Here is a 24,897-nt window from a genome sequence, read left to right on the forward strand (position 1 = left end):
ACGGGGATAGACGGATGATCGACAGGGGCAAGCGGCGTCTCGCGCGGCCTGCCTGTATACGTAAACAACTGTGAGTCGCCATGCTGCGGAGCAACATGGCAGCGGCGCTCAGTCGGGCCAGCGGTAGCGCAGCGGCTGCCTGGCCATGAAGCGGTCTGCGGCCTCGCGGCGATAGCCGGTGGAAAAGGCGATGCCCTGTCCGTCCGCTTCCATCGCCAGCATGGTGTGCAGGTCCTGGTTGAGCGACGCGTTCAGCGCCTGCTTGGTCAGGCCCACCGCGACCGGCGAGGCCTCGGTGAAGGCGCGTGCCAGCGCTTGCGCGCGCCCGGCCAGGCTTTCTTCCGGCACGATTTCCATGACGATGCCAAGGTCTTGCGCGGCCTCGGCATTGAGCTCGCGCATCGAGAACATCAGCGCCTTGGCGCGCTGCAGCCCGATCATCCGCGGCAAGGTGTAGAAGACGCCACAGTCGGGAATCAGGCCCATGCGCAGGAACGGCAGCCCGAAGCGCGCCCGCGGCGTGGCCAGGATGATGTCGGCGGTCAGCGCCAGGCTGAAGCCGGCACCGTAGGCCGCGCCGTTGACGGCGGCAATGACCGGCACGTCCAGCTGGATCAGGTCTTCCAGCCAGCCGTGCGCCTGCTGCAGCCGGCGGCGGCCCCGCGGCGCGTCGATCTCGACCTGCATCGAGCTGATGTCGCCGCCCGAGCAGAAGTCGGTGCCGGCGCCGGTCAGGATCAGCGCGCGCACGCTCTCGTCGGCACGCACCTGGCGGATGGCTTCGCCGATTTCGCCGCGCATCGGGATCGACAGCGCGTTCTTGCGCTCGGGGTAGTTCAGGGTCAGGGTGGCGATGCCGTCTTCGATGGCAAAGCGGATGGTTTCCATGGATAGACTCCGGTATGCGGTGCCGTGGGCGCTCAGTCCAGCTGGATGTTGGCGTCGCGCACGATCTTGGCCCACTTGGGCATGTCGCCGCTGACCACCTCGGCCAGTTCCTGCGGGCTCGAGCCGACCGGCTGCAGGCCCATGCCGGCCAGCTTCTGCGAGACCTCGGGCAGCTTCACGATGCGCGCGGTCTCGGCCGCCAGCCTGGCGGTCACGTCCTTGGGCGCGCCGGACGGCAGGAACAGCGCGAACCAGCCGTTCGGCTCGAAGCCCTTCAAACCCAGCTCGGCAAAGGTCGGCACATTGGGCAGCGCCTTGTAGCGCTGGCTGCCGGTGATGCCGAGGATCCTGAACTTGTTGCTGCCCAGGTAGGGATTGGCCGACGTCACGTCGACAAAGGCCGAATCCACCTGCCCGCCAAGCACGTCGCTCATCAGCGGCGCGGCGCCCTTGTACGGGATATGGGCCATGTCGATGCCGGCCTGCTGGCGCAGCAGCTCGCCATGCAGGTGCGACGAGGTGCCGTTGCCGTAGGAGCCGTAGCTGAGCTTGCCTGCCTTGGCCAGCGCCAGGAACTCGCGCATGTTGCTGGCCGGCACGCGGTTGGGCACGACGAACAGGTCCGAGGACTTGGCGATCAGCGACACCGGCGTGAAGTCCCTGGCCACGTCGTACGGCATGCGCTTGTATAGGCTGGGCGACTGGATCATCGCGGTGATGGCCAGCAGCAGCGTGTAGCCGTCGGCCGGCGCCTTGGCGACGGTGTCGTTGCCGAGCATGCCGCTGGCACCGGGCTTGTTCTCCACCACCACCGGCTGGCCCAGGATCTCGGCCAGGCGCTGGCCGACCAGGCGGCCGACGGTATCGGTGCCGCCACCGGCGGGATACGGCACGATCAGGCGGATCGGCTTGCTCGGATACGGTTGCTGGGCGAAGGCCTGGCCGGTGCTGCCGAGGATGGCCGCGCCGGCCAGGGTGCCGGCCTGCGCCAGCCAGTTGCGTCTGCTTTGCTGCATGCTGTGTCTCTCTTTGTTCCGGGTTTCGCCGCCCTCAGGCGCGCGGGGCTTCGGCCTGCATCTCGCGTTCCTGCAGGGCGCGCCACTGGATCTTGCCGGTGCCCGACTTGGGCAGCGCCTCGACGAACTCGACGATGCGCGGCACCTTGTAGGCAGCCAGCCGCTCACGGCACCAGGCCATGATGCGTTCGGGATCGGCCTCGGCGGTGCCGCGCGCCTCGGGGCGCAGCGCGATCACCGCCTTGACGGTCTCGCCGCGGCGCTTGTCGCGCGCGGCGATCACGCAGGCCTCGTGGATGGCCGGGTGGCCATACAGCAGGTTTTCCACCTCCGCCGGCCAGACCTTGAAGCCCGAGGCGTTGATCATGCGCTTGAGGCGGTCGCGCATGAAGAAGTAGCCCTCTTCGTCCATGAAGCCCAGGTCGCCGGTGCGCAGGAAACGCTTGCCGTCGAGCTCGACGAACGAGGCCTCGTTGGCTTCGGGGTTGCGCCAGTAGCCCTGCATCACCTGGCCGCCGTGGGCGACGATCTCGCCGGTCTGGCCTTGCGGCAGTTCCTGCAGCGTCTGCGGGTCGATCACGCGCGCGTCGACGCCGAAGGTGGCGATGCCCAGGCATTCGCGCTTGGGCTTGTTGCGCGGGTTGGACAAGAGGAACGAGGCGGTCTCGGTCATGCCGTAGGCTTCCACGTAAGGCAGGCCGAAGCGTTCCTGCAGCATGTTCGCGACCGCGTCGGGCATGGCCGCACCGCCGCCGCCGAGGAAGGCCAGGCTCGACAGGTCGCGCTGCGCGATGCCGGGCTGGGAGAAGAAGTCCACCATCATCGCCGGCGGCGCGCCCCACACCGAGACGCGGTAGCGCTCGATCAGGTCGGCGGCGAGCGCACGGTCCCAGCGCGGCATCAGCACCACGGTGGCGCCGAGGTAGATCGGCGAATTCATGCAGTTCTGCATGCCCAGCAGGTGGAACATCGGCGCCACCGCCAGCACCACCGATTCGGGCGTGCTGCTGCGCCAGATCTGCGAGCCGACTGCGGCGGTCATCATGGTGCCGTGCGTATGCATGCAGCCCTTGGGATTGCCGGTGGTGCCCGAGGTGTAGGCCAGCATGCACAGCGTGTCGAAGCCGGCCTGGTGCGGCAGCGGGCGATGCCCGGCCGCGCTGGCGGTCTCCCATGCCACCGGCATTGCGCCGGACGGCGCCGCCCGCAGCGCCGGCGCGGGCTCGCGCAGCCATGCCGGCACCGGCAGGCCGCCGTCGTCGCGCAGCATGCCGGCGTAGTCGTGCACGATCACGTGGCGCAAAGCCTGGCCATGCAGCGGCGACAGGCACTGGTACAGCTCGCTGCCGGCAAAGGCGGCAACCGCGCCGCTGTCGGAGACCACGTGCGCCAGCTCGGCCTCCAGCCACATCGGGTTGGCGGGCACCACCACGCCTTCGGCGCGCAGGATCGCGTAGTAGGCAATGATGAACTGCGGGCAGTTCTGGCTGAACAGCAGCACGCGGTCGCCGGGCTGGATGCCGCAGGCCTGCTGCAGGTAGCCGGCCATGCGCTCGATCTCGTCCTGCAGCTGCGCGTACGAGATCGCGGTGCCGAAGTACCGGATCGCGGCCTTGTCCGGATAGCGGCGCGCGGCGGCCTCGACGTTGTAGTACAGGCTGGTGCGCGGCGTGTGCAGCGTGGCGGGCAGGCCCGGCGGCCAGGCCGGAGAGCGGAACGGCAGGTTGGTACTTGTAGCAGGCTTCATTTGCAGCAGGGGTGAGCGGTTCAAGCGGTTCAATTCAAAATGGAAAATCAGTCCAGCCGGATGTTGTTGATACGGATCACCTTGCCCCAGCGGGAGTAGTCGGCCTGCACGGTCTGCGCGAAGGCGTCTGGCGTGCTGCCGGTCAGCACGATCCCCATTTCGCCCATGCGCTTGCGCAGCTCGGGCTGGGCCAGGATGCGGTTGACCTCGGCGGCGTACTTGTCGACCACCGCGCGCGGCGTCGCCGCCGGCAGGAACAGGCCGAACCAGCCCTGGCCGTCCATGCCGGCCACGCCGGCTTCGCGGAAGGTCGGCACATCCGGGAGTTGCGGCGAGCGCGCCGCGCCGGTCACGGCGAGCGCGCGCAAGCGGCCCGAGGCGTTGTGCGGCTTGGCGCCCATCACGGAAATGACGGCGGCCGGCACCTGGCCGCCAAGCAGGTCGTTCAGCTCCGGCGCCTCGCCCTTGTATGAGACGTGCACCATGTCGAGCCTGGCCGACTCCTTGAAGATCTCGCCGTACAGGTGGCCGCTCGAGCCGGTGCCGTACGAGCCGTAGGAGAACTGCTTCGGCTTGGCGCGGACCAGTTCGATGAATTCCTTCAGGTTGTTGGCCGGCACCGAGCTGTGCACGGCAAAGACGAGGTTGGTGGTGGCAAGCTCCGACACCGGCACGAAATCCTTGACCGGGTCGAACGGCGGCTTGGCGTAGAGGCTGGGCGCCTGCACCAGCGTGGTAATCGTCAGCAGCGCGGTATGGCCGTCGGCCTCGGCACGGGCCACCGCTTCGGAGCCGATCATGCTGCTGGCACCGGGGCGGTTCTCCACCACCACCGGGCGCTTCCAGGCCTTGCCCAGGCCATCCGCCACCGCGCGCCCCAGCACGTCGGTGGCGCCGCCGGCCGGATATGGCACCACCAGGCGCACGGCCTTGCTCGGGAAGGCTGCCTCGGCCCAGGCGGTGCCCGAAGTCAGCAGGCCCACGCCCACCGCCGCCAGCAGCCCTGCACCGAAGCGCCTCGATGCATGACGAAGATCCGCACCACGACGATTTGCCTGCATGTGTTGTCTCCTTTGGTTTTTTCCGGGGCGGTTGGGGCGCCTGGCCCCGGTTCACCCGGTACTGGCCGCGCTGGCGGGCCGGTTCTCTTGTATTAGCCGGAGAGTGCGCGATGCTGCGGTGCGTGGACAATGACCAGACGGGCCAAAATGATTGGCCGAATCGTTCAGGCAAAAGGCAGGCTTTGGCAAATCCCGATTGTGCGGTGCTGCAGGCGCTTGATAAGGTGGCGCAAAGACCGGAAATGTCCGCGCCGGCGCGTCACGTGACGAGGAGACCCATGCACACCGCTGTCCTGCCATCGCTGCGCCCGCCAGTACCGGGCAAGCTGCACTTCGCCGGCGCCCTGACGCAGGGTCCGCTGCCCGGCAGCGCCGCGCGCCTGACCGGCGCGGCACAAGCCCAGGGCGCCAAGGGAGCCGTGGCAGCCACGACTGCCCAGGCCCCGGCACGCCACACTGTCGCGATCCAGCACGTGCACCGCATCCTGCAGGGTGCGCGCCGCCTCGGTCACGACGTCGACGCATTGCTGCGCCGCGCCGGCGTTTCGCCGGCGCTGCTGGCCTCGCCCAGCGCGCGCGTGACACAGGGGCAGTACGCGGCGCTGATCCGCACGCTGCGCCGCGTCATGCGCGACGAGCTGTGGGGGCTGCTGGAGCGGCCGGTCCCGCCCGGCACGTTTGCCCAGGCGGCGCGGGCCATGATCCATTGCGCCACGCTGGAAGACGCAATCCACGCCGCCATGCGCCTGTACCGGCTGCATCTCGATGCCTTTACACCGCGCCTGCATGTCAGCGCCGACGGCAGGGTTGCCTCCATCCGGCTGCAGCGGCGCGCACCGACCTCCGCCTGCCGCAGCTTCGCGGAATCGACCTTCGTGTTCCAGGGCTATGCGCTGGTGAGCTGGCTGGTGGCGCAGCATATCCCGCTGCTGCGCGTCGACCTGGCCAACGAACGCCCGCAGGGCGGCAGCGACACCGAACGCGTGTTCAAGACCGCCGTGCACTACGGCCAGCCGTTCACGGCGCTGCATTTCGATGCCGCCTGCCTGCGCCTGCCGGTGATGCAGGACGGCGACAGCCTGCGCGCCTTCCTGCAGGAAGCGCCGCGCAACCTGCTGATCCGCTACCGCGACAGCTGCTGCCTGGCCGAACGCATCCGCCAGCACCTGCGCTCGCATCTGAGCGACGAACTGCCATCGCTCGAGCAGATGGCGCAGATGCTGCGGCTGACGCCGCAGACGCTGCGCCGCCGGCTGCGCGACGAGGGCCGCGGCTACCAGAGCATCAAGGACAGCCTGCGCCGCGATGTCGCCATCGGTATGCTGGAACACCCCGGCATGACGCTGCAGGAAGTGGCGCTGCGGCTCGGCTTCTCGGAGCCGAGCACCTTCCATCGCGCGTTCAAGAAGTGGACCGGGGTGGCGCCAGGCGAGTACCGGTTGCGGGGGATGCGCGGCGAGCTGGATCCCGCCTGAGCCGCGCTATTCAAGCTGGATCTCGCCGTCGAATTTCGCCTTGAGCTTTGCCGCCGGCAGTTCCAGCGTCATCGTCACCGGAAAGCGTCCGGTGGCGGAGATGGTGCCATCGGCAATGGCCTGGGCGATCGCCTGCTCGATCTCGCGCTGGGAACTGACGCCGACGACCTTGAGGAACTTGCGGATGCTGAGGTTGAAGGTTTCCTCATCCATGTGCTGTCTCCGGGAGTTAGGCGCTCGGTGCGCCCTGGAAACAGCCTAGGCGATGCGGGGGCCTTGTGCAGGCGCCCCCGGGGACCTGTGCTTCAGATGACGCCCTGCTCCCGCAGCGCGGCAATGCGTGCGGCGGACAAACCCAGCACGTCTTCCAGCACGCGCCCGGTATGCTGTCCCAGCCGCGGCGGCGGCGCATCGTACTGCACCGGCGTTGCCGACAGCCGCAACGGGCTCTTGACCGTCGGGCACAGGCTGCCGTCGTCGCGCACCAGGTCGACCTGCAGCTCGCGGTGCCGCACCTGCGGGTCTTCCAGCACCTGGCCGTAGTCGTTGATCGGCCCACACGGGATGCCCTGCGCCTCCAGCGCCTGGACCCAGTGGGCGGTCTCGCGCGTGCGCATGTGCGCCTCCAGCATCGGCACCAGCGTCTCGCGGTGGACGATGCGGCCGGGGCCGGTGGCAAAGCGCTCGTCGGCCGCCAGGTCAGGGCGTTCGATGCCGCGGCAGTAGGCCTGCCACTGCCCGTCGTTGCCCGCCGCCACGATCATGTAACCGTCGGCGGTGGCGAACACATGGTAGGGCACCATGTTGGCGTGCGCGTTGCCAAAGCGCGGCATGGCCTTGCCGGTCACGCGCTGGGCGATGATCGGCGTGGCACCGACCGCCACCACCGCGTCGAGCAGCGCCATGTCGATATGCTGGCCCTCGCCGGTACGTTCCGCATGGCGCAGCGCGGCCAGCACCGCCACCGTGGCATACATGCCGGTCAGCATGTCGACCACCGCGACGCCGACCTTCTGCGGCCCGCCGCCGGGCAAGTCGTCGCGCTCGCCGGTGACGCTCATCAGGCCGCCGAGGCCCTGGAAGATGAAGTCGTAGCCGGGCTTGTGCGCGCTCGGCCCGGTCTGGCCGTAGCCCGTGATCGAGCAATAGACAATCGCCGGGTTGACCGCCTTCAGGCTGTCATAGTCCAGCCCGTAGCGCTTCAGGTCGCCGACCTTGTAGTTCTCCAGCACGATCTGCGACTTCGCCGCCAGTTCGCGCACGATCGCCTGCCCTTCCGGGCTGGCGATATCCAGCGTCACCGACTGCTTGCCGCGGTTGGCGCCGGCAAAGTAGGTGGCGTCGCGCGACGGCTGGCCGTTCGCATCGGGCAGCCAGGGCGGCCCCCACGAACGGGTGTCGTCGCCGGCGCCGGGGCGCTCCACCTTGATGACCTCGGCCCCCAGGTCGGCCAGGTTCTGCGCGCACCACGGTCCGGCCAGGATGCGCGACAGGTCAAGCACCCGCACGCCCTGGAGGGCGCCGCGGGCGGTGCCGGGCAGCGATTGCGCCCCCGCCATCTCAGATCGGGTCCCAGCCGATCACGTCGGGCGAGCGCTCCAGCTTGAAGAAGCTGTTGCGCATCGCCGGCATGGCGATCTCGGCCACGCTCTCCGGGGTCCAGCCTTCGCTCATGTGCACCGAGCGCACCGGGCGCGGCTGGCTCATCAGCATGATCTCGTTTGCGCGCACCGCGAAGATCTGGGCGTTGACTTCGGACGCGGCGTCGCTGGCCAGGTACACCGCCACGGGGGCGATCTTGCCGGCTTCCATCTTCTGCAGCTTGGCGACACGGGCCTTCTCTTCCGGCGTTTCAGCGGGGATCGAGCTGGTCATGCGGCTCCACGCGAACGGCGCGATGCAGTTCGAGCGCACGTTGAAGCGCTGCATGTCCAGCGCGATCGACTTCGACAGCGCGGCGATGCCCAGCTTGGCCGCCGAGTAGTTGGCCTGGCCCAGGTTGCCGATCAGGCCCGAGGTCGAGGTCATGTGCACGTAGGCACCGCTCTCCTGGTCCTTGAAGTAGCTGGCGGCGGCGCGGCTGACGAAGAAGGTGCCGTGCAGGTGCACGTCGATCACCGAGCGCCATTCTTCTTCATTCATCTTGAAGAACATGCGGTCGCGCAGGTTGCCCGCGTTGTTGACCACCGCGTCGATGCGGCCGAAATTGTCCAGCGCGCACTGCACGATGGCGTTGGCGCCGTTCCAGGTCGAGACGCTGTCGGTGTTGGCCACGGCCTCGCCGCCGGCGGCGCGGATTTCTTCCACCACGCGCTGCGCGGGGCCGGTGTCGCCACCCTCGCCGGTCATCGACACGCCCAGGTCATTGACCACCACCTTGGCCCCGGCGGCGGCCATTGCCAGCGCGATGCCGCGCCCGATCCCGCCACCCGCGCCCGTCACCAGCGCGACCTTGCCTGCCATCAAACCGCTCATTGCCTTGCTCCTCTGAAATCTTCTGAAATCCTGTCGTCCGGTCACTGCCGCCGTGGGCGGGGTGATCACCGTGCGTACGGCGCGATGATCGTCCGGATTCGCCGTTCACATGCCGGTCCGGTCCAAATTCCGGTGCGATTATCGGCACGGCGCGACCGGCGACGCCCGAGTGCTGTCATTCCGGATGTCAATGCCACGTGGGATACGATAAATTGGCACCCGCGTCTTTGGAATTCACGAATCACAAAAGTGGCCTTTGGCCTGACGGAAGCCCATGCATTACGACCTGACCGATCTGCGCCTTTTCCTGAACGTCGGCGAGACGGAAAACCTCACCCGCGCCGCCGAGCGCAGCTTCCTGTCGCTGCCGGCGGCCAGCACCCGGATCAAGCAGCTGGAAGAGGCGTTCCAGACACAATTGCTGATCCGCCAGGTCAAGGGCGTGCGCCTCACCCCGGCGGGCGATGCGCTGCTGCGCCATGCGCGCGAAGTCTTCCGCGAGCTGGAATGCCTGCACGCAGACCTGCGCCCCTATGCCAAGGGCATCAAGGGGCGCGTGCGGCTGCTGGCCAATACCACCGCCACCAATTCCTTCCTCGCCACCGGCGTGTCGCGTTTCCTGACCGAGAATCCCGACATCGATATCGAACTGGAAGAGCATCTGTCGCAGGAAATCGTGTCGGCCATCAGCGCGGGCGCAGCCGACCTCGGCATCGTGGCGGGTGAAGTCGCGACCCAGGACCTGGACGTGATGCACCTGTGCAGCGACGAGCTGATCGTGATCGCACCGGTGAACCACCCGCTGCCGGCGTTCAAGCGGCTGCATTTCGCCGACCTGCTCGATACCTGCCGCTTTGTCGGGCTGAACCAGTTCAGCGCGATCCAGTCGTTCCTGGACCGCATCGCCAGCGGCATGGGCAAGCGCATCAGCCTGCGCATCCAGGTCGGCAGCTTCGACGCGGTGTGCCGCATGGTCGAGGCCGGCGCCGGCATTGCCATCGTGCCCAACAGCTGCGCGCGGCGCTACGCCAGCCGCAAGGTGCTGCGCTTTATCCAGCTGGAAGACGAATGGGCCAAGCGCGAGCTGCGCCTGGTCCGGCGCCCCGGGCGCGAGCTGCCCCAGTTCGCCGAGACCCTGATCCAGTACCTGGTCGACGCGTCGCGCGAGCCGGTATAAGCGCCGGTATAAGCGCCGTGCCCTAGCCGGCGGCCAGCCCCGTGGAGTGCGCCACCAGCCCGGCCAGCGGCCGCAGCGAGACCGCCATGACCGCCAGAAGCAGCCCCATGGCGAAGACTCCCGGCCAACTGGTGCGGCCGCAGCGCGCCAGCGAATCGTGGACCAGTTCCGGCGACCAGTGGTATTCACGCAGGCGCCGGATGGTGGACTCGGCCTGCCAACGGTACAGCTGGTTGCCATACATGCCCAGCAGCAGCGCCAGCGCATAAAGCAGCGGCCGGGACAGCGCCAGCGGCATGTCGACGCGGAATAACGCGTGCAGCACCGGCTCCATGCAGACGATCAGCGCATAGACGCCGACTTGCCAGTACATGCGCCGGTAGGCCATCCAGAACGGGCCGAACAGGCACGCCGCCCAGTTCCACGACATGCCGCCGCGCGCCTCGGCCAGGGCCCAGCGGCCGCTGTAATACGCGTAGCGCGGGCCCACGAAAGCGGCCAGCGCCGCATCGTCACGGATCGATGATTTCATGCCCCCTCCCCTGCCTGCTGCCTGCCCCGTCATCGCGGAACAGCATTTGCAGCATAGGCCGGTACGCGCCGGCGCAGCGTGCGCTGGCGCGCATTGAAAGGAGATTGGCGCAGTCCGGTGGGAGAACCGGCCTGTAGTGTCCCGAAGCGCTATTTCAAGCGCAGCAGGAGCTGCAGGATGACCAGCGTGAAAACCGTGGCGATGACTGCCGTGGTTTCGCGCCCGAGGCCGGCCGCCACGCCGATTGCCGCCACCATCCAGATGCTGGCTGCCGTGGTCAGGCCCTTGATATCGGATTCGCTGCCGTGTTTCAGGATCGCACCCGCGCCCAGGAAGCCGATCCCGGCGGTCAGCCCCTGCAGCACACGGCTGATGTCCGCCAGCGGCACGCCCGCCTGCAGCGGCACCAGCACGAACAGCGCCGAGCCCAGCGCCACCAGCATATGGGTGCGCAGCCCCGCGGCCTTGCCCGAGGCCTCCCGCTCATAGCCGATCAGCCCGCCCAGCACCACCGCCATGGTCAGCCGCACCAGCAGGCGGGTGGCTTCGCCGGCGTCGGGCAAATCGCTGAATTCGGCGCGAAGGGCGCCGTAGATTTCCGACCAGACCCCGTCCATCGCTCGCCCCCAAGGTGCTTTGGTACAGACCTGAGCCTAGCACGCACCGCTGGCCTCCGGCGCTGGCCGCAGCCGAATGCGGCTACGCCTTACCTGGCCGTGCGGCGGCGTCCTACACGGCAAGCGGAACCTCCCCGACAGTGCCGCCACGGGCCCGACCCTATATTGGAATCACCACGACTAGTGCAAAACAGGAGCTACACCATGCCCTACATCCTTGCCTGGCTACTTGGTGTCCCGGCCTTTGTCCTGATCCTGATCTGGCTGTTCGTACACTGATACCCACCCGCAGGCCCGCGCGTCTGCCTTTGAAGCGCCCCTGAAGCGCCCCCCGGACGCCCGGCACAGCCGGGCGTCTTGCGCTATGCAACCAGGTGCACAGCGCGCCGCAAGCGCTTCCGGCGGCCCTAAGCCGCTCTTTCGCAAATCCGAATTTCGGCGGGCAGGGGGGTCGGGAATAATGGCCCCATTCGAAATAGACGGGGCCTCCCCATGCTTGCAGAACAGGATCCGGAACTGCTGTATCCCGAAATCCGCGAGGCCGTGCGCGACCTTTGCGCCGGCTTCGATTCGGCATACTGGCAGCGCGTGGAAGAGCAGGAAGCCTTTCCCGAGCGGTTCGTGCAGGCGCTGACCCAGGCCGGCTGGCTGTCGGCCCTGATTCCCGAGGCCTACGGCGGCTCGGGCCTGTCGCTGACCGCGGCCTCGGTCATCATGGAAGAAATCAACCGCAGCGGCGGCAATTCCGGCGCCTGCCATGGCCAGATGTACGTGATGGGCTGCCTGCTGCGCCACGGCTCCGAGGGACAGAAGCGCCGCTGGCTGCCCGGCATCGCCTCGGGCGAACTGCGCATGCAGTCGATGGCCGTGACCGAGCCCACCACCGGCACCGACACCACCAAACTCAAGACCACCGCGGTGCGCCAGGGCGACAAGTACATCGTCAATGGCCAGAAGGTATGGATTTCGCGCGTGCAGCACTCCGACCTGATGCTGCTGCTGGCGCGCACCACGCCGCTGGACCAGGTCAAGCGCAAGTCCGACGGGCTGTCGGTGTTCGTGGTCGACCTGCGCGACGCCATCGGCAAGGGCCTGACGGTCAAGCCGATCCGCAATATGGTCAACCACGAGACCAACGAACTGTTCTTCGATAACCTCGAAGTGCCGGCCGCGAATCTGATCGGCGAGGAAGGCAAGGGCCTGAAATACATCCTCGACGGCCTCAACGCCGAGCGCATCCTGATCGCCGCCGAGTGCATCGGCGACGGCTACTGGTTCGTCGGGCGCGCCAGCAACTATGCGCGCGACCGCATCGTGTTCGACCGCCCGATCGGCCAGAACCAGGCCGTGCAGTTCCCGATCGCGCGCTCGTACGTCAATGTCGAGGCCGCCAGCCTGATGCGCTACAAGGCGGCGCGGCTATTCGATGCCGGCAAGGCGTGCGGCAAGGAAGCCAATATCGCCAAGCTGCTGGCCGCCGATGCCTCGTGGGAAGCGGCCAACGCCTGCCTGCAGACGCACGGCGGCTTCGGCTTTGCCGCCGAATACGACATCGAGCGCAAGTTCCGCGAAACGCGCCTGTACCAGGTCGCGCCGATCTCCACCAACCTGATCCTGTCCTACGTGGCCGAGCACGTGCTCGAACTGCCGCGTTCGTTCTGAGGTTTTTTTCGCATGTCCCCCAATAACTCCAAGGGCATCCGCCCGCTCGACGGCATCCGCGTGGTTTCGCTGGAGCACGCGGTTGCGGCCCCCTTCGCCACGCGCCAGCTTGCCGACCTTGGTGCCCGCGTCATCAAGATCGAGCGTCCCGGCGTGGGCGACTTTGCGCGCGGCTATGACCAGTCCGTGCACGGCCAGGCCTCGTACTTTGTGTGGCTCAACCGGGGCAAGGAAAGCCTGACCCTGGACCTGAAGGATCCAGAGGCGCAGACCATCCTGCACCGGCTGCTGGCTGATGCCGATGTACTGGTGCAAAACCTCGCCCCCGGAGCGGCCGCGCGCATGGGCCTGGACTTCGACAGCCTGCACGGCAAGTACGACAAGCTCATCGTCTGCGACATCTCGGGCTATGGCGACTCCGGCCCCTATCGCGACAAGAAGGCCTACGATCTGCTGATCCAGGCCGCCGCCGGCCTGGTGGGCCTCACCGGCGGCCCCAACGAGCCGTCGCGCGCCGGCGTTTCGATCGCCGACATCTCGGCCGGCATGTACGCCTACAGCGGCATCCTTTCGGCGCTGCTGCAGCGTGGCCGCACCGGCAAGGGCCTGCGCGTGCAGGTGACCATGCTCGAGGCGATGGCCGAGTGGATGAACCAGGTCCTCTACTTCGGCCACTACGGCGGCAAGCCGCCGGCGCGCTTCGGCGCTTCGCATCCGACCATCGCCCCGTATGGCGTGCATCGCACCGGCAACGGCAGCGTGATCTTCAGCGTGCAGAACGAACGCGAGTTTGCCAGCTTCTGCGAGATCGTGCTCGGCAACCGGGAACTGGCGCAGGACGAACGCTTCTCCAGCAATACGGCCCGCGTGCGCAATCGCCCCGAGCTCACCGCCATCATCGAGGAGCGCTTCGCGTCGATGACCGTGGCGCAGGCCGAGGCACTGCTGGACGAGGCGCAGATCGCCAATGCCCCGATGAACGACATCGAGGGCGTATGGAACCATCCGCAGTTGCAGGCACGCCAGCGCTGGCGCGAAGTGGCCACGCCGGGCGGTCCGATCGGCGCGCTGCTGCCGCCCGCCAACCTGTCGGGCGTGGAACCTGTCATGGGCGACGTGCCGGCACTGGGCGCGCACAGCCGGCAGATCCTGGCCGAGCTCGGCTATGCCGATGGCGACATCGCCGCGCTGGCCGACAAGCAGACCATCTGAAATCGAACACACCACGCCCGGTCATCTCGCAACTGGGCCCCGGGCTTTTTCCATTTCCACGAAATCCAATTCCGCATCGGAGCCTGCATGAGCCAAGCCGCAGACACCAACTACCCGACCCGCCAGCTGTGCCAGTTCCTGGCCGACTTCAAGCTGGCGCACGTGCCCGCGCCCGTGATCGAGCGCACCAAGGACCTGTTCCTTGACTGGATCGCCTCGGCCATCGCCGGCAAGGACGCACCGGCCGTGCGCCGCCTGCAGGAATTCGCGGCCGCCATGGGTCCGGGCCAGGGCGACGCCGAAGTGCTGGTCGACCGCCGCCGCACCTCGCCCTACTTCGCCGCGCTGATCAACGGCGCTTCGTCGCACGTGGTCGAGCAGGACGACGTGCACAACGGCTCGGTGCTGCACCCGGCCGCGGTGGTGTTCCCGGCCGTGGTGGCCGCGGCGCAGGCCGAAGGCAAGACCGGGGCCGAAGTGCTGCTGGCGTCGATCGCCGGCTATGAGGCCGGCATCCGCATTGGCGAGTTCATGGGCCGCTCGCACTACACCGTGTTCCACACCACCGGCACCGTCGGCACGCTGGCCGCCGCTGCCGCCGTGGCCAAGCTCTACAACCTGGATGCCGAAGGCATCAACCAGGCGCTGGGCTCGGCCGGTACGCAGGCCGCAGGCCTGTGGGAATTCCTGCGCGACGCCGCCGACTCCAAGCAGCTGCACACCGCCAAGGCCGCGGCCGACGGCCTGCAATCGGCGTGGCTGGCGCGCGCGGGCTTCACCGGCGCGAAGCAGATCCTGGAAGGCAGGCAAGGCATGGCCGCCGGCATGTCGAGCGACGCCGATCCCGCCGCGCTGACCGACGGCCTGGGCACGCGCTGGGCCACCGCCGAGACCTCGTTCAAGTTCTTTGCCTCATGCCGCCACACGCATCCGGCAGCCGATGCACTCAAGGTGCTGATGCAGCGCGAAGGCCTCAGCGCCGACCAGGTCGCCAGCGTCACCACCCATGTGCACCAGGGCGCGATCGACGTGCTCGGCCCGGTGGTCAACCCGGTCACCATCCACCAGGCCAAGTTCTCGATGGGCACGGTGCTGGGCCTGGTCGCCGTGCACGGCCACGCCGGCCTGGCGGAATTCGAGCAGCACGCGCTGCCCGATGCCAAGGTCGTCGACTTCCGGGAGAAGGTCACGATGGAACTCGACCCGGAGATCAACGCCGCCTACCCGCGCCAGTGGATCGGCCGCGTCACGGTGAAGACCACCGACGGCCGCACGCTGGCCGCGCGCGTGGACGTGCCCAAGGGCGACCCGGACAACACCCTGTCGCGCCCCGAGCTGGAAGCCAAGGCGCTGCAGCTGGGCGCGTTCCGCAACGGTGCCAGCGAGGCCGAGATGCGCGCCATCATCGCGCGCGTGTGGGCACTGGAGCAGGCGCCCAACGTCAACGACTGGCTGCCCGCCGCACGCTGAGGAACGCTGCATGACTACTGCCGTCACCTACCTGTTCGTCCCCGGCGACCGGCCGGAGCGTTTTGACAAGGCCGCCGCCGCGGGCCCCGACATGATGATCCTCGACCTCGAGGACGCCGTGCACCCCGACGCCAAGCCCGCCGCGCGCGAGGCGATCGGCGCGTGGCTGGCGGGCAAGCCCGCCGCGCGCGCCATGGTCCGCATCAACGACAGCGCCTCGCCCGCGTTTCCCGCCGACCTGGCCTGGCTGCGCTCGCTGCCGGCCGGCACGGCGCTGGCCGGGCTGATGGTGCCCAAGGCCGAAGACGCCGCCGCGCTGGCACAGATCGCGCAGGCGCTGCACGCCATCAATCCGCAAGGTGAGCTGGTCGCCATCATCGAGACCGCCCTAGGCCTGCACCAGGTCGACACGGTGGCCACGGCCAGCGGCGTGGCACGGCTGGCGTTCGGTTCGCTCGACTATGCGGTGGACCTCGGCTGCAGCCACACCCGCGACGCGCTGGCGTTCGCGCGCGCCCGCATCGTGCTGGCTTCGCGCGTGGCCGGGCTGCCGCCGCCGGTGGACGGCGTCACCACCGCGCTGAAGGATGAAGCCGTGCTGGCCAGCGACGTCGCCTACGCGCGCGAACTCGGCTTTGCCGGCAAGCTGTGCATCCACCCGGCGCAGCTGGGCGCGGTGCGCGCAGGCTTCCTGCCCAGCGCAGAACAGCTCGACTGGGCCCGCCGCGTCCTCGCAGCCACCGCCAGCGGCAGCCATGCCGTGCAGGTCGATGGCAAGATGGTCGACCGGCCCGTGATCGAGCAGGCGAAACGCCTGCTGGCGCTGGCGCAATAGCGCCCCGCTTTTCCTGTCCACCCCGAACCTGCAAGCCCATGACTGACGCCACTTCCGAACTCGAACGCCTGCGCGGCTGGATCGGCCGCAGCGAATCGCGCACCGAAACGCTGTCGCCCGAACCGGTGATCGGCCTGGCCGCGACCTTCGACCTCGACCCCGAGGCGGTCGCCGCCGGCCCGCTGCCGCCGCTGTGGCACTGGCTGTATTTCCTGCCGCGCGCGCAGCAACGCGACATCGGCCGCGACGGCCACCCGCACCTCGGCGGCTTCATGCCGCCGGTGCCGCTGCCGCGCCGCATGTGGGCCGGCAGCGAACTGACCTTCAGCCATCCGCTGCATATCGGCGATACCGTCACGCGCACCTCCACCATCGCAGACGTGCAGTACAAGACCGGCCGCAGCGGCGAACTGTGGTTCGTCGCGGTCGACCATGAACTGACCGTCAACGGCAAGACCGCGATCAACGAGCGCCACGACATCGTCTACCGCGCCATGCCGGACCCGTCCAAGCCGCAGCCGCCGCGCCCGCGCCTGGAACACACCGCGCAATGGCAGCGCACGCTGCAGGCCGACCCGGTCATGTTGTTCCGCTATTCGGCGCTGACCTTCAACGGCCACCGTATTCACTACGATCGCAGCTATACCCGCGATGTTGAAGGGTATCCCGGCCTGGTGGTGCATGGGCCGATGCAGGCCATGCTGATGCTGGACCTGGTGGCACGCGAGCAGCCGCAGGCGCGCGTGAAGCGTTTTGGGTTCCGGGGGCTGGCGCCGCTGTTTGATCAGGACACCATCACCGTTGGCGGCGCGGCCGATCCGGAGCAGGCTGGCCGGCTGGTGCTTTGGACGGGCGATGATGCTGGTGGGCAGGCGATGCAGGGGTGGGCTGAGATAGAAGGGTAAAGGGGCGAGGGCCGCAGGCGGATGCTGCAGGCGCTGATTCTCTGAGCATGAAGGGCGCCTGCCATCTCAGGGAATCAGCGCCCAACCTCGATTGGTTACCCGGGCATCGCGTCCTCAATTCCCTCCGCGACTTGTTCTACCCTGTCGGCCAGCAATCCAAGTGAGGTCCGGCAGAGCTCTCGCAAGGCATCCAGCGTAGTCGCCCGCAAGACTACGCTTCCTTCTTCCTGTGCGTCGCAATCGCTGTGTGTCACCAATGTCAGTACGCAGGCCGCGCCTCGCACAATCGCATCGGCTTGATCCAGCAGATTCAATAACAAGAGTTGCCGGGGGACAGGTAGCGCGTCCTCACGCGCTGCGCGCCGGGTTTCGGGACTGAAACGCGAAAGCGAATCATCTAGTCGAGGCGGGATGAAGGCGTCGGGTTCGAGGCTGGATTGGAGCATTACTGACCTCCGTAAGATCGAAGATGAGGTAGCGTTAACCAGGTTCTCACTCCCGGCTCCTGCTGTGTCAGGAGCCCAGTCAGTCTAGAGCCGCTTGCCGTTCACAATCAAGGCGCAGATTGTGAAGGATCGATACGTCAAGGCAGTTTCAGAAGCGGCCAAGCTCCATGTTGCGAAGAATTGCGGGTTCGGGCCACGACTTGATCTGTGGCACTGGTGAAATGTTGTCGCAGTTTGAACCGCCTGGTTCAACGGCCGACAACATCAAATCAAAGGCGCCATGCACGGGCACGGCGAAAGGACGCCGAGCTAACCGTAGCGCCCCCAAAATCCCCCTTAATCCGCCTGAATCCCCGCCTTCTTCACCACCCCACCCCACAGCGCCAGCTCCCGCTGGATCCGATCCCCAAGCTGCTTCGGCGTGCTGACATTGACGTCATACCCACCCGCCGCCATCCGCTGCCGATAAGCAGGATCGTCGCCGATGGCCTTCTGCGCCTTCACCAGCTTGTCGACCACATCCGCCGGCAGCTTCTGCGGCCCGATCAGGGCATACCATCCAGTCAGGTCATAGTCCTTCTGCCCCGACTCGATCATGGTCGGCACCGTGGGCAGCGCCGGATTGCGCGTCTTCGACGTGACCGCCAGCGCGCGCACCTTGCCGCCGTTGATATGGCCGATGGCGGTGCCGGTGATATCGAACATGAAGGTCACCTTGCCGCTCATCACGTCCGCCATCGCCGGCGAATTGCCTTTGTACGGCACGTGCAGCATCTTCACGCCATTCATCTGCGCCAGCAGTTCCGCCGACAGGTGGTTCGATGCGCCCACGCCGGCCGAGCCGAACGAGACATCCTGCGGATGCTTGCGCGCGTAGTCGACCAGCTCCCCGACGTTCTTTGCCGGGAAATCCTTGTTCACCAACAGCACGTTGGTGTAGTCGGTGATCAGGCCGATGTAGGTGAAATCCTTGACCGGGTTGAAGTTGACCGAACGCTGGATCAGCGGGGTCATGGTCATGGTGGGGCTGGCGACAAAGTACAGCGTATAGCCATCCGGCGTCGCCTTGGCGGTCATGTCGGCGGCGATGGCGCCGCTGGCGCCGGCGCGGTTGTCCACCACCACCGGCTGCTTGAGCACGCGGCCCAGCTGCTCGGCGTAGATGCGCGCGGCGGTGTCGACCGGGCCGCCGGGGGCATAGCCCACCAGCAGCTTGACCGGCCGCGACGGGTAGGCGTCCGTCGCCCAGGCCGCGCCCTGCAGCAACAGGGTCGTGGTCAGTGCCGCGAGTGTGGTCCAGGTTTTCATTGTTGTCTCCTCCAGATAGGGCTGAAATGCCCGGGCCGGCGTATGCCGCCAGCCCGGTAAAGGGATTCAGGCGCTCAGTCCAGCAGCGCGCGCAGCGGCTGCTTGAGCAGCTTGCCGCTGGCAGTAGTGGGAATGACGTCGACGGTGCGGATCTCGGCCGGGCGCTTGTAGGGGGCCAGGCTCTCGCGCAGGTAGGCGTCGAGCGCCTTGGGATCGACGCTGGCGCCTTCCTGCGTCTCGATAAAGGCGACCACCTCCTCGTTGCCGTCGCTGGCGGGGCGCCCCACCACCGCCGACTGGCGCACGCCGGGGAAGGCGTTGATCACCGACTCGACTTCGATCGGGTAGACATTGAAGCCCGAGCGGATGATCAGGTCCTTGGAGCGGCCGGAGATAAACAGCGCCCCGTCGGCATCCAGGTAGCCCAGGTCGCCGGTGTTGAGCCAGCCGCCCGGCAACAGCGCATCAGCCGTCTGCTCCGCGTTGCGGTAGTAGCCAAGCATCACGCCGGGACCGCGCACGCGGATCTGGCCGCGCTCGCCTGCGGGCAGAGGCGTGCCGGCATCGTCGGTAATCTCGATTTCGACGCCTTCGACGATATGCCCGGCCGAGCAGTCGGCACGCGGCGCGTCCAAGCGCGTGATGAAGAGCGAGCCGGCATATTCGGTGATGCCGTAGCCATGGTGCAGCGGCTGGCCGAACAGGGCTTCTACGTCGCGCTTGAGCGTGGGATCGAGCGGCGCGCCGCCGGTGTACAGGTAGCGCAGGCGCGGATACTTGCCCGGGCCTGCCCCATGTTGCGCCGCCACCGCAAGGATGCGCGTGAACATGGTCGGCACGCCTTGCAGGATGGTGACGCCGGGCGACGCCAGCGCCTCGAACACGTCGTTGCCGTCGAAGCGCGGGCGCAGGAACAGGCTGGCACCGGCGTAAAGGGTAGCCATCAGCACCGTGGCGATGCCGAAGATATGCGACATCGGCAGTGCCCCGTAGGCCACGTCCGCCTGCCCCATGTCGCGCGAGGTGGCGGAGATGCGGGCAAAGTGCGTCAGGCCGACATGCGGCACCATCACGCCCTTGGGCGCGCCGGTGGTGCCGGAGGTATAGATCAGCGTGGCGACCTGGCGCGCCTGTTCGCTGGCCACGCGTTCCGGCGCGCTGGCTGCGCGCAGTGCGAGCATGCCGTCGGCAAAGACGGGGCAGGCGCTGGCCTGCGCGCCGAGCCGCGCACCGTGCGCGGCGGCCACGTCGGACACATGGCCGGTGAACAGCACCAGCGCCGGCTGGGCGTGGTCGCGGATATTGTCGATTTCGCGCGCGGACAAGCGCGCGTTGACCTGGATCGGCCAGGCATGCAGCAGGCTGCTGGCGAACAGCGTCACCACCATCTCGTTGCAGTTCTCGCCGACCATCATGACCCGGTCGCCTTCGCCCACGCCCTGCGCCGCCAGCCAGTCGCGCGCCGCTTCGATGCGCTGCCACAGTTCGCCATAGCTGATCACCGCGCCGCTTTCGAACAGGCAAGGCGCGGCGGGCGTCTGCGCGGCCCAGTGGCGGGGGATATCGTGGATGTATTCGGGGCGGAAGGAAGACATGCGGCTGGGCTCGTTCGGGATACGGCTGGGTTGGCGATGCTTGCCGGCGGCAAATGCGCCGGAATGCACCCCGACGCACTTGAGCAGGCCGTGCCAGTTTGCGGCAAGGCTGCGCGCCGCGGTATTTGGAATTGGCTAAGGCCGTGTTCGTCCACGCCACCACCACCCGGCTCAGGTGGTTCCGCCGGCACGAAGGGCGACTTTATGATTGATAAAGCAATGGAGAACGCCCCGCGCCCTACAATCGGCCGGCACACCTAGGGCTGCACCGGTTGCTTGCCAGCAGCGGACGCCCGCGTAACGAGGGGACATTCAGATGGATTTGCGTTTCACCGCCGAGGAACAGGCCTTCCGCGAGGAAGTCCGCGCTTTCGTGCAGGCCAGCCTGCCGGAAGACATCCGCAACAAGGTGCTCAACCACCAGCGCGTCGAGAAGGACGACTACGTCCGCTGGCACCGCATCCTGCAGGCCCACGGCTGGGGCGCTCCCACCTGGCCCACGCAATGGGGCGGAACCGGCTGGACCGCGCTGCAGCGCCTGATCTTTGAAATCGAGACGTTCCGCGCCGGCGCGCCACGCCTGCTGCCGTTCGGCCTGACCATGATCGGCCCGGTGCTGATGAAATACGCCAGCCCCGAGATGCAGCAGCGCTTCCTGCCGCGCATCCCGGGCGTGGAAGACTTCTGGTGCCAGGGCTATTCCGAGCCGGGCTCCGGTTCCGACCTGGCCTCTCTGAAGACCCGCGCCGTGCGCAAGGGTGACAAGTACATCGTCAACGGCCAGAAGACCTGGACCACGATGGCCCACTTCGCCGACTGGATCTTCTGCCTGGTGCGCACCGATCCCGATGCCAAGGCGCAGGAAGGCATCTCCATGCTGCTGATCGACATGAAATCGCCCGGCGTGACCGTACGCCCAATCAAGACGCTCGACGGCGGCCACGACGTGAACGAGACCTGGTTCGAAGACGTGGAAGTGCCCGTGGAGAACCTGGTCGGCGAAGAGAACCGCGCCTGGACCTACGCCAAATACCTGCTCGGCCACGAGCGCACCGGCATTGCCGGCATCGGCCACTGCCACCGCGAGCTGCGCCAGCTCAAGCACTACGCCAGCCAGGCCACCGACGGCGCCGGCCGCCCGCTGATCGAGGACGTGCGCATGCGCGACAAGATCGCCCGCGTCGAGATGGACATCATGGCGCTGGAAATGCTGCTGCTGCGCGTCGCCACGCAGGCCGCCGGCACGCCCGGACCGGAAGCGTCGATCGTCAAGATCCGCGGCTCGGAAGTGCAGCAGGACCTGGGCATGCTGATGATGGAAGTGGCCGGCCCCAACGCCTGGCCGTATTCGCCGGACTGGCTCGAGCCGGGCGCCACGCAGCCGGTGTCCGGCCCCGAGTGGGCCGCCCCCGCCTCCTCTACGTACTACGACATGCGCAAGACCTCCATCTACGGCGGCGCGACCGAAGTGCAGAAGAACATCATCTCCAAGATGATCCTGGGTTTCTGAAGGGATAGCTGACATGGACTTCACCTACAGCGAAGAGCAACAGATGCTGGCGGACAGCCTGCGTCGCTTCATCGATACCGAATACACCTTCGAGGCCCGCCGCAAGAGCGCGCGCCAGGGCGAAAGCCTGGATCGCGGCGTGTGGAACAAGCTCGCCGAGATGGGCGTGCTGGGCCTGACCGTGCCGGCGGACTTCGGCGGCTTCGGCGAAGGCGCCGCCAGCCAGCTGGTGGTGCAGCGCGAGCTGGGCCGCGGCCTGGTGCTCGAGCCGGTCACGCCCAGCGGCGTGATGGCCGCCTCCATCCTCAACGCCTGCGGCAGCGACGCGCAGAAGCAGGAATGGCTGCCCGCGATCGCCTCTGGCGAGCGCATCGTCACGCTGGCCTATCTGGAGCCAACCACGCGCTACCGCCCGGAATCGGCCCGCGCCAGCGCCGAGCGCAGCGGCGACGGCTACGTGATCAGCGGCAGCAAGAGCGTGGTCTGGCACGGCGCCGCCGCCGACGCCTACCTGCTGACCGCACGGGTATCCGGCAGCAACGAGATCGCACTGTTCCTGGTGCCGCGCGACAGCAAAGGCCTTGGCGTGACCGCCTATCCCACCATCGACGGCCTGCGCGCCGCCGACCTGTCGCTGCAGAACGTCACCGTGCCGGCCAGCGCACTGGTGGGCCAGGCCGCCGACGGCCTGGCGGCGCTGGGCGTCGGCCTCGAGCACGGCATCGCTGCGCTGTGCGCCGAAGGCGCGGGCGCCATGGAAAAGCTGATCCAGATCACCGGCGAATACCTGGGCACGCGCCAGCAGTTCGGCAAGCCGCTGGCCAGCTTCCAGGCACTGCAGCACCGCATGGCCGACATGCTGGTGCAGAAGGAACTGGCGCTGTCGATGGCCTACGTGGCGGCGCAGGCGCTGGACGAAACCGATCCTGCCGCGCGCCGCCGCATGCTGTCGGCCGCCAAGGTGACGGTCGCCCGCGCCGGGCGCTTTGTCGGCCAGCAGGCGGTGCAACTGCACGGCGGCATGGGCATGACCGACGAGCTGTCCGTGGGCGACTACTTCAAGCGCCTGACCATGCTGGACCAGCTGCTGGGCGACAGCGACTATCACCTGCAGCGCTTCGGCGAAGTGATGGAAGCCTGATCCGGCCAGCGGCCGCTGGCCGCCAGGTTGCTATGAGGCCGGGTAGTTACCCGGCCTCTTCTTGTTTACACCTCGCTCCGACAGGCTAGGGAAATCCACTAGTCCGTTCCAACGATTCCCGGCCGCGGCGCCGTCACTACCCTGTGACCACAGGCACGGACGTCGCCGGCCATTCCCCTAGGAGCGAGACTGCAATGACATCCACTACACATAGACTGCTGCGCGGCAGCCTGCTGGTGACCAGCATGGCACTGGCCGCGGCATCGTGGGCGAAGGTCACCCCCGAAGACCTCAAGCAGCTTGACGGCAACCTGACGCCGATGGGCGCGGAGCGGGCCGCCAGCAAGGACGGCGATGTGCCCGCATGGTCCGGCAAGTGGCTGGGCACGCCGCCAGGCGTCAAATACCAGCGCGGCGATCGCTATCCCGATCCGTACGCCGACGAAAAACCGCTGTTCGTCATCACGGCGCAAAACGTGGCGCAGTATGCCGAACGCCTGACCGACGGCCAGAAGGCGCTGTTCAAGAAGTACCCCGATACCTTCAAGATGCCGGTGTACGCCAGCCATCGCGACTTCCGCTACGAAGACACCGTCTACAAGGACGTCCGCACCTACGCCACCACCGTCAAGATGACGAGCGATGCCAACGGCCTGAAGGACGCGGGCCCGCAAGTGCCCTACCCGATCCCGAAGACGGCCATGGAGCTGCTGTGGAACCAGCGCTTCTCGTCGGCCGTCGGCACCGAGAAGGCGCAGTACGACCAGGCCGTGGTCTACCCGAACGGCTCGATCGCATGGGGACGGGTCTCGTACAGCATCCTCTCGCCGCGCAACAACGGCAAGTTCGACCCGCACAACACGCTCAACGAGCGCTCCTTCTTCCGCACTGCAACCGACCTGCCGCTGCGCGACCGGGGCCAGGTGATCGTGGGTTATGCCGTGTGGGACCAGGAAGGCTCCGACACCAACCGCACCTGGATCTACAACCCGGGCACGCGGCGCGTGCGCCAGGCGCCGGAATTCGGCTTCGACCAGCCGCAGGGCCCCGGCGGCTTCCGCACCGTGGATGACGACCGCCTCTTCAACGGCTCCGGCGAGCGCTACAACTGGAAGATCGTCGGCAAGAAGGAGATCTATGTCCCGTACCACAACTACAAGCTGCTGAGCACGTCGATCAAGTACAAGGACCTGCTGACCAACGGCCATGCCAGCCCTGACGTCATGCGTTATGAGCTGCATCGCGTATGGATCCTGGAAGCAACGCTCAAGTCCGGCTTCCGGCACCAGTATGCGAAGCGCGTGCTGTATCTCGACGAAGACACCTGGCAAGCCCTCGCCGCCGACAACTACGATGGCCGCGGCCAGCTGTGGCGCACCAACCTGCAGGCCTCGGTCTACGCCTACGATGCGCGCCGCTATCATCCGACCGCGGTGTTCTACCATGACCTGATTTCCGGCGCTTACTTTGCGGACCGCCTGACCAACGAAGGCCCGATGTTCCAGCTGAACAACAGCCCTGAGTTCACCGAAGCGTTCTTCTCCCCGGACGCCGCGCGCGGATCGGGTACCTGACCACATCGCATGATCCGGCCGGGCGAGTCTTCGCCCGGCCGCGCCACGTCTCCCCTTCCTTCCTCCTTCCCTCGCCACTGCGCCGGCGTAGCCATGCGCCATAAGCCCCTCGTGGATTGGCCGCAAGCCCACCTTTGAGAAATTCCCGTCTCAAAGTCGGATTCGTCCCAGCAACTTATCGGCCTGCCGTCGATACCCTTGCACATTGCGGTGCGTGCCTCCTGCCGTGCACCGCTGCTCTGGCGGTGACC

General features: G+C 67.5%; 22 protein-coding genes. 10 read left to right on the forward strand and 12 right to left on the reverse strand.

From position 1 onward, the window contains the following. Positions 1-108: 108 nt before the first annotated feature. From IPF36_RS10265 to IPF36_RS10280, 4 genes are read right to left on the reverse strand one after another with little or no spacing between them, the layout of a single operon-like run. Positions 109-888, reverse strand: coding sequence for an enoyl-CoA hydratase/isomerase family protein (locus IPF36_RS10265; RefSeq protein ID WP_133094887.1), 780 nt, complete (start codon positions 886-888; stop codon positions 109-111). A gap of 32 nt (positions 889-920) precedes the next feature. Continuing rightward, positions 921-1,904, reverse strand: coding sequence for a tripartite tricarboxylate transporter substrate binding protein (locus IPF36_RS10270; protein WP_135703643.1), 984 nt, complete (start codon positions 1,902-1,904; stop codon positions 921-923). A 34-nt stretch (positions 1,905-1,938) separates the two neighbouring features. Continuing rightward, the gene (locus IPF36_RS10275; protein WP_195427919.1) at positions 1,939-3,651 is read right to left on the reverse strand and encodes a long-chain fatty acid--CoA ligase; all 1,713 of its coding nucleotides are present in this window, start codon (positions 3,649-3,651) and stop codon (positions 1,939-1,941) included. Between the two features lie 47 nt (positions 3,652-3,698). Next, entirely contained in the window at positions 3,699-4,712 is a 1,014-nt protein-coding gene (locus IPF36_RS10280; RefSeq protein ID WP_195427920.1) for a tripartite tricarboxylate transporter substrate binding protein, read from the reverse strand. A gap of 278 nt (positions 4,713-4,990) precedes the next feature. On the opposite strand from IPF36_RS10280, the gene IPF36_RS10285 reads away from it, so the two are divergent. Next, the gene (locus tag IPF36_RS10285) at positions 4,991-6,187 is read left to right on the forward strand and encodes an AraC family transcriptional regulator (protein ID WP_195427921.1); all 1,197 of its coding nucleotides are present in this window, start codon (positions 4,991-4,993) and stop codon (positions 6,185-6,187) included. A 6-nt stretch (positions 6,188-6,193) separates the two neighbouring features. Here IPF36_RS10285 and IPF36_RS10290 read toward each other — a convergent pair whose 3' ends face one another. The 3 genes from IPF36_RS10290 to IPF36_RS10300 all read right to left on the reverse strand — a co-directional run bounded on the left by IPF36_RS10290 (position 6,194) and on the right by IPF36_RS10300 (position 8,662). After that, positions 6,194-6,400 (reverse strand): DUF6494 family protein, encoded by a 207-nt coding sequence (locus tag IPF36_RS10290; RefSeq protein ID WP_133094882.1) that lies wholly within the window; start codon positions 6,398-6,400, stop codon positions 6,194-6,196. A gap of 92 nt (positions 6,401-6,492) precedes the next feature. Further along, entirely contained in the window at positions 6,493-7,746 is a 1,254-nt protein-coding gene (locus IPF36_RS10295; RefSeq protein ID WP_135703640.1) for a CaiB/BaiF CoA-transferase family protein, read from the reverse strand. Between the two features lies 1 nt (position 7,747). Next, positions 7,748-8,662, reverse strand: coding sequence for an SDR family NAD(P)-dependent oxidoreductase (locus IPF36_RS10300; protein WP_133094880.1), 915 nt, complete (start codon positions 8,660-8,662; stop codon positions 7,748-7,750). 274 nt (positions 8,663-8,936) lie between these two features. Between IPF36_RS10300 and IPF36_RS10305 the strand changes: the two genes are divergently transcribed. Further along, positions 8,937-9,839, forward strand: coding sequence for a LysR substrate-binding domain-containing protein (locus tag IPF36_RS10305; protein ID WP_029047285.1), 903 nt, complete (start codon positions 8,937-8,939; stop codon positions 9,837-9,839). 22 nt (positions 9,840-9,861) lie between these two features. On the opposite strand, the gene IPF36_RS10310 is transcribed toward IPF36_RS10305, so the two are convergent. After that, complete coding sequence (locus IPF36_RS10310; protein ID WP_135703639.1) at positions 9,862-10,371, reverse strand: DUF2628 domain-containing protein; 510 nt, start codon at positions 10,369-10,371, stop codon at positions 9,862-9,864. A 149-nt stretch (positions 10,372-10,520) separates the two neighbouring features. Continuing rightward, complete coding sequence (locus IPF36_RS10315; RefSeq protein ID WP_133094877.1) at positions 10,521-10,988, reverse strand: MgtC/SapB family protein; 468 nt, start codon at positions 10,986-10,988, stop codon at positions 10,521-10,523. Positions 10,989-11,480: 492 nt separating this feature from the next. Between IPF36_RS10315 and IPF36_RS10320 the strand changes: the two genes are divergently transcribed. The 5 genes from IPF36_RS10320 (at position 11,481) to IPF36_RS10340 (ending at position 17,072) form a co-directional block, all read left to right on the forward strand. Next, the gene (locus IPF36_RS10320; RefSeq protein WP_133094876.1) at positions 11,481-12,650 is read left to right on the forward strand and encodes an acyl-CoA dehydrogenase family protein; all 1,170 of its coding nucleotides are present in this window, start codon (positions 11,481-11,483) and stop codon (positions 12,648-12,650) included. 12 nt (positions 12,651-12,662) lie between these two features. Beyond that, positions 12,663-13,862, forward strand: coding sequence for a CaiB/BaiF CoA-transferase family protein (locus IPF36_RS10325; RefSeq protein WP_135703638.1), 1,200 nt, complete (start codon positions 12,663-12,665; stop codon positions 13,860-13,862). Between the two features lie 87 nt (positions 13,863-13,949). After that, entirely contained in the window at positions 13,950-15,332 is a 1,383-nt protein-coding gene (locus IPF36_RS10330) for an MmgE/PrpD family protein (RefSeq protein ID WP_135703637.1), read from the forward strand. Positions 15,333-15,342: 10 nt separating this feature from the next. Then, complete coding sequence (locus IPF36_RS10335) at positions 15,343-16,167, forward strand: CoA ester lyase (protein ID WP_135703636.1); 825 nt, start codon at positions 15,343-15,345, stop codon at positions 16,165-16,167. Between the two features lie 38 nt (positions 16,168-16,205). After that, on the forward strand, positions 16,206-17,072 hold the full coding sequence (locus IPF36_RS10340) for a MaoC family dehydratase N-terminal domain-containing protein (protein WP_135703635.1): 867 nt from the start codon (positions 16,206-16,208) through the stop codon (positions 17,070-17,072). Positions 17,073-17,167: 95 nt separating this feature from the next. Here the strand turns inward: IPF36_RS10340 and IPF36_RS10345 are convergent, their stop codons facing one another. The 3 genes from IPF36_RS10345 to IPF36_RS10355 all read right to left on the reverse strand — a co-directional run bounded on the left by IPF36_RS10345 (position 17,168) and on the right by IPF36_RS10355 (position 20,421). Then, on the reverse strand, positions 17,168-17,518 hold the full coding sequence (locus IPF36_RS10345) for a hypothetical protein (RefSeq protein ID WP_195427922.1): 351 nt from the start codon (positions 17,516-17,518) through the stop codon (positions 17,168-17,170). Positions 17,519-17,854: 336 nt separating this feature from the next. Then, positions 17,855-18,826, reverse strand: coding sequence for a tripartite tricarboxylate transporter substrate binding protein (locus tag IPF36_RS10350; RefSeq protein WP_195427923.1), 972 nt, complete (start codon positions 18,824-18,826; stop codon positions 17,855-17,857). Between the two features lie 74 nt (positions 18,827-18,900). Beyond that, a complete protein-coding gene (locus IPF36_RS10355; RefSeq protein ID WP_195427924.1) occupies positions 18,901-20,421 on the reverse strand; it encodes a class I adenylate-forming enzyme family protein in 1,521 nt (506 codons plus the stop codon). A 316-nt stretch (positions 20,422-20,737) separates the two neighbouring features. On the opposite strand from IPF36_RS10355, the gene IPF36_RS10360 reads away from it, so the two are divergent. The 3 genes from IPF36_RS10360 (at position 20,738) to IPF36_RS10370 (ending at position 24,646) form a co-directional block, all read left to right on the forward strand. Next, on the forward strand, positions 20,738-21,931 hold the full coding sequence (locus tag IPF36_RS10360; RefSeq protein ID WP_195427925.1) for an acyl-CoA dehydrogenase family protein: 1,194 nt from the start codon (positions 20,738-20,740) through the stop codon (positions 21,929-21,931). A gap of 13 nt (positions 21,932-21,944) precedes the next feature. Next, positions 21,945-23,072: an acyl-CoA dehydrogenase family protein gene (locus tag IPF36_RS10365; protein ID WP_195427926.1), complete on the forward strand. Its 1,128-nt coding sequence runs from the start codon at positions 21,945-21,947 to the stop codon at positions 23,070-23,072. A 194-nt stretch (positions 23,073-23,266) separates the two neighbouring features. Continuing rightward, positions 23,267-24,646, forward strand: coding sequence for a DUF1329 domain-containing protein (locus IPF36_RS10370; RefSeq protein ID WP_195427927.1), 1,380 nt, complete (start codon positions 23,267-23,269; stop codon positions 24,644-24,646). Positions 24,647-24,897 lie beyond the last annotated feature (251 nt).

It is taken from the genome of Cupriavidus sp. IK-TO18 (genome assembly GCF_015549295.1).
GTDB classification, from domain to species: Bacteria; Pseudomonadota; Gammaproteobacteria; order Burkholderiales; family Burkholderiaceae; genus Cupriavidus; species Cupriavidus oxalaticus_A.

Bases quoted from the DNA above. Each gene is read 5' to 3' on its own strand.
- IPF36_RS10270 (WP_135703643.1), bottom strand. From the start codon at position 1,904: ATGCAGCAAAGCAGACGCAACTGGCTGGCGCAGGCCGGCACCCTGGCC.
- IPF36_RS10325 (WP_135703638.1), top strand. From the start codon at position 12,663: ATGTCCCCCAATAACTCCAAGGGCATCCGCCCGCTCGACGGCATCCGC.
- IPF36_RS10265 (WP_133094887.1), bottom strand. From the start codon at position 888: ATGGAAACCATCCGCTTTGCCATCGAAGACGGCATCGCCACCCTGACC.
- IPF36_RS10290 (WP_133094882.1), bottom strand. From the start codon at position 6,400: ATGGATGAGGAAACCTTCAACCTCAGCATCCGCAAGTTCCTCAAGGTC.
- IPF36_RS10350 (WP_195427923.1), bottom strand. From the start codon at position 18,826: ATGAAAACCTGGACCACACTCGCGGCACTGACCACGACCCTGTTGCTG.
- IPF36_RS10275 (WP_195427919.1), bottom strand. From the start codon at position 3,651: ATGAAGCCTGCTACAAGTACCAACCTGCCGTTCCGCTCTCCGGCCTGG.
- IPF36_RS10345 (WP_195427922.1), bottom strand. From the start codon at position 17,518: ATGCTCCAATCCAGCCTCGAACCCGACGCCTTCATCCCGCCTCGACTA.
- IPF36_RS10305 (WP_029047285.1), top strand. From the start codon at position 8,937: ATGCATTACGACCTGACCGATCTGCGCCTTTTCCTGAACGTCGGCGAG.
- IPF36_RS10280 (WP_195427920.1), bottom strand. From the start codon at position 4,712: ATGCAGGCAAATCGTCGTGGTGCGGATCTTCGTCATGCATCGAGGCGC.
- IPF36_RS10310 (WP_135703639.1), bottom strand. From the start codon at position 10,371: ATGAAATCATCGATCCGTGACGATGCGGCGCTGGCCGCTTTCGTGGGC.
- IPF36_RS10370 (WP_195427927.1), top strand. From the start codon at position 23,267: ATGACATCCACTACACATAGACTGCTGCGCGGCAGCCTGCTGGTGACC.
- IPF36_RS10330 (WP_135703637.1), top strand. From the start codon at position 13,950: ATGAGCCAAGCCGCAGACACCAACTACCCGACCCGCCAGCTGTGCCAG.
- IPF36_RS10335 (WP_135703636.1), top strand. From the start codon at position 15,343: ATGACTACTGCCGTCACCTACCTGTTCGTCCCCGGCGACCGGCCGGAG.
- IPF36_RS10355 (WP_195427924.1), bottom strand. From the start codon at position 20,421: ATGTCTTCCTTCCGCCCCGAATACATCCACGATATCCCCCGCCACTGG.
- IPF36_RS10300 (WP_133094880.1), bottom strand. From the start codon at position 8,662: ATGAGCGGTTTGATGGCAGGCAAGGTCGCGCTGGTGACGGGCGCGGGT.
- IPF36_RS10340 (WP_135703635.1), top strand. From the start codon at position 16,206: ATGACTGACGCCACTTCCGAACTCGAACGCCTGCGCGGCTGGATCGGC.
- IPF36_RS10365 (WP_195427926.1), top strand. From the start codon at position 21,945: ATGGACTTCACCTACAGCGAAGAGCAACAGATGCTGGCGGACAGCCTG.
- IPF36_RS10320 (WP_133094876.1), top strand. From the start codon at position 11,481: ATGCTTGCAGAACAGGATCCGGAACTGCTGTATCCCGAAATCCGCGAG.
- IPF36_RS10315 (WP_133094877.1), bottom strand. From the start codon at position 10,988: ATGGACGGGGTCTGGTCGGAAATCTACGGCGCCCTTCGCGCCGAATTC.
- IPF36_RS10285 (WP_195427921.1), top strand. From the start codon at position 4,991: ATGCACACCGCTGTCCTGCCATCGCTGCGCCCGCCAGTACCGGGCAAG.
- IPF36_RS10295 (WP_135703640.1), bottom strand. From the start codon at position 7,746: ATGGCGGGGGCGCAATCGCTGCCCGGCACCGCCCGCGGCGCCCTCCAG.
- IPF36_RS10360 (WP_195427925.1), top strand. From the start codon at position 20,738: ATGGATTTGCGTTTCACCGCCGAGGAACAGGCCTTCCGCGAGGAAGTC.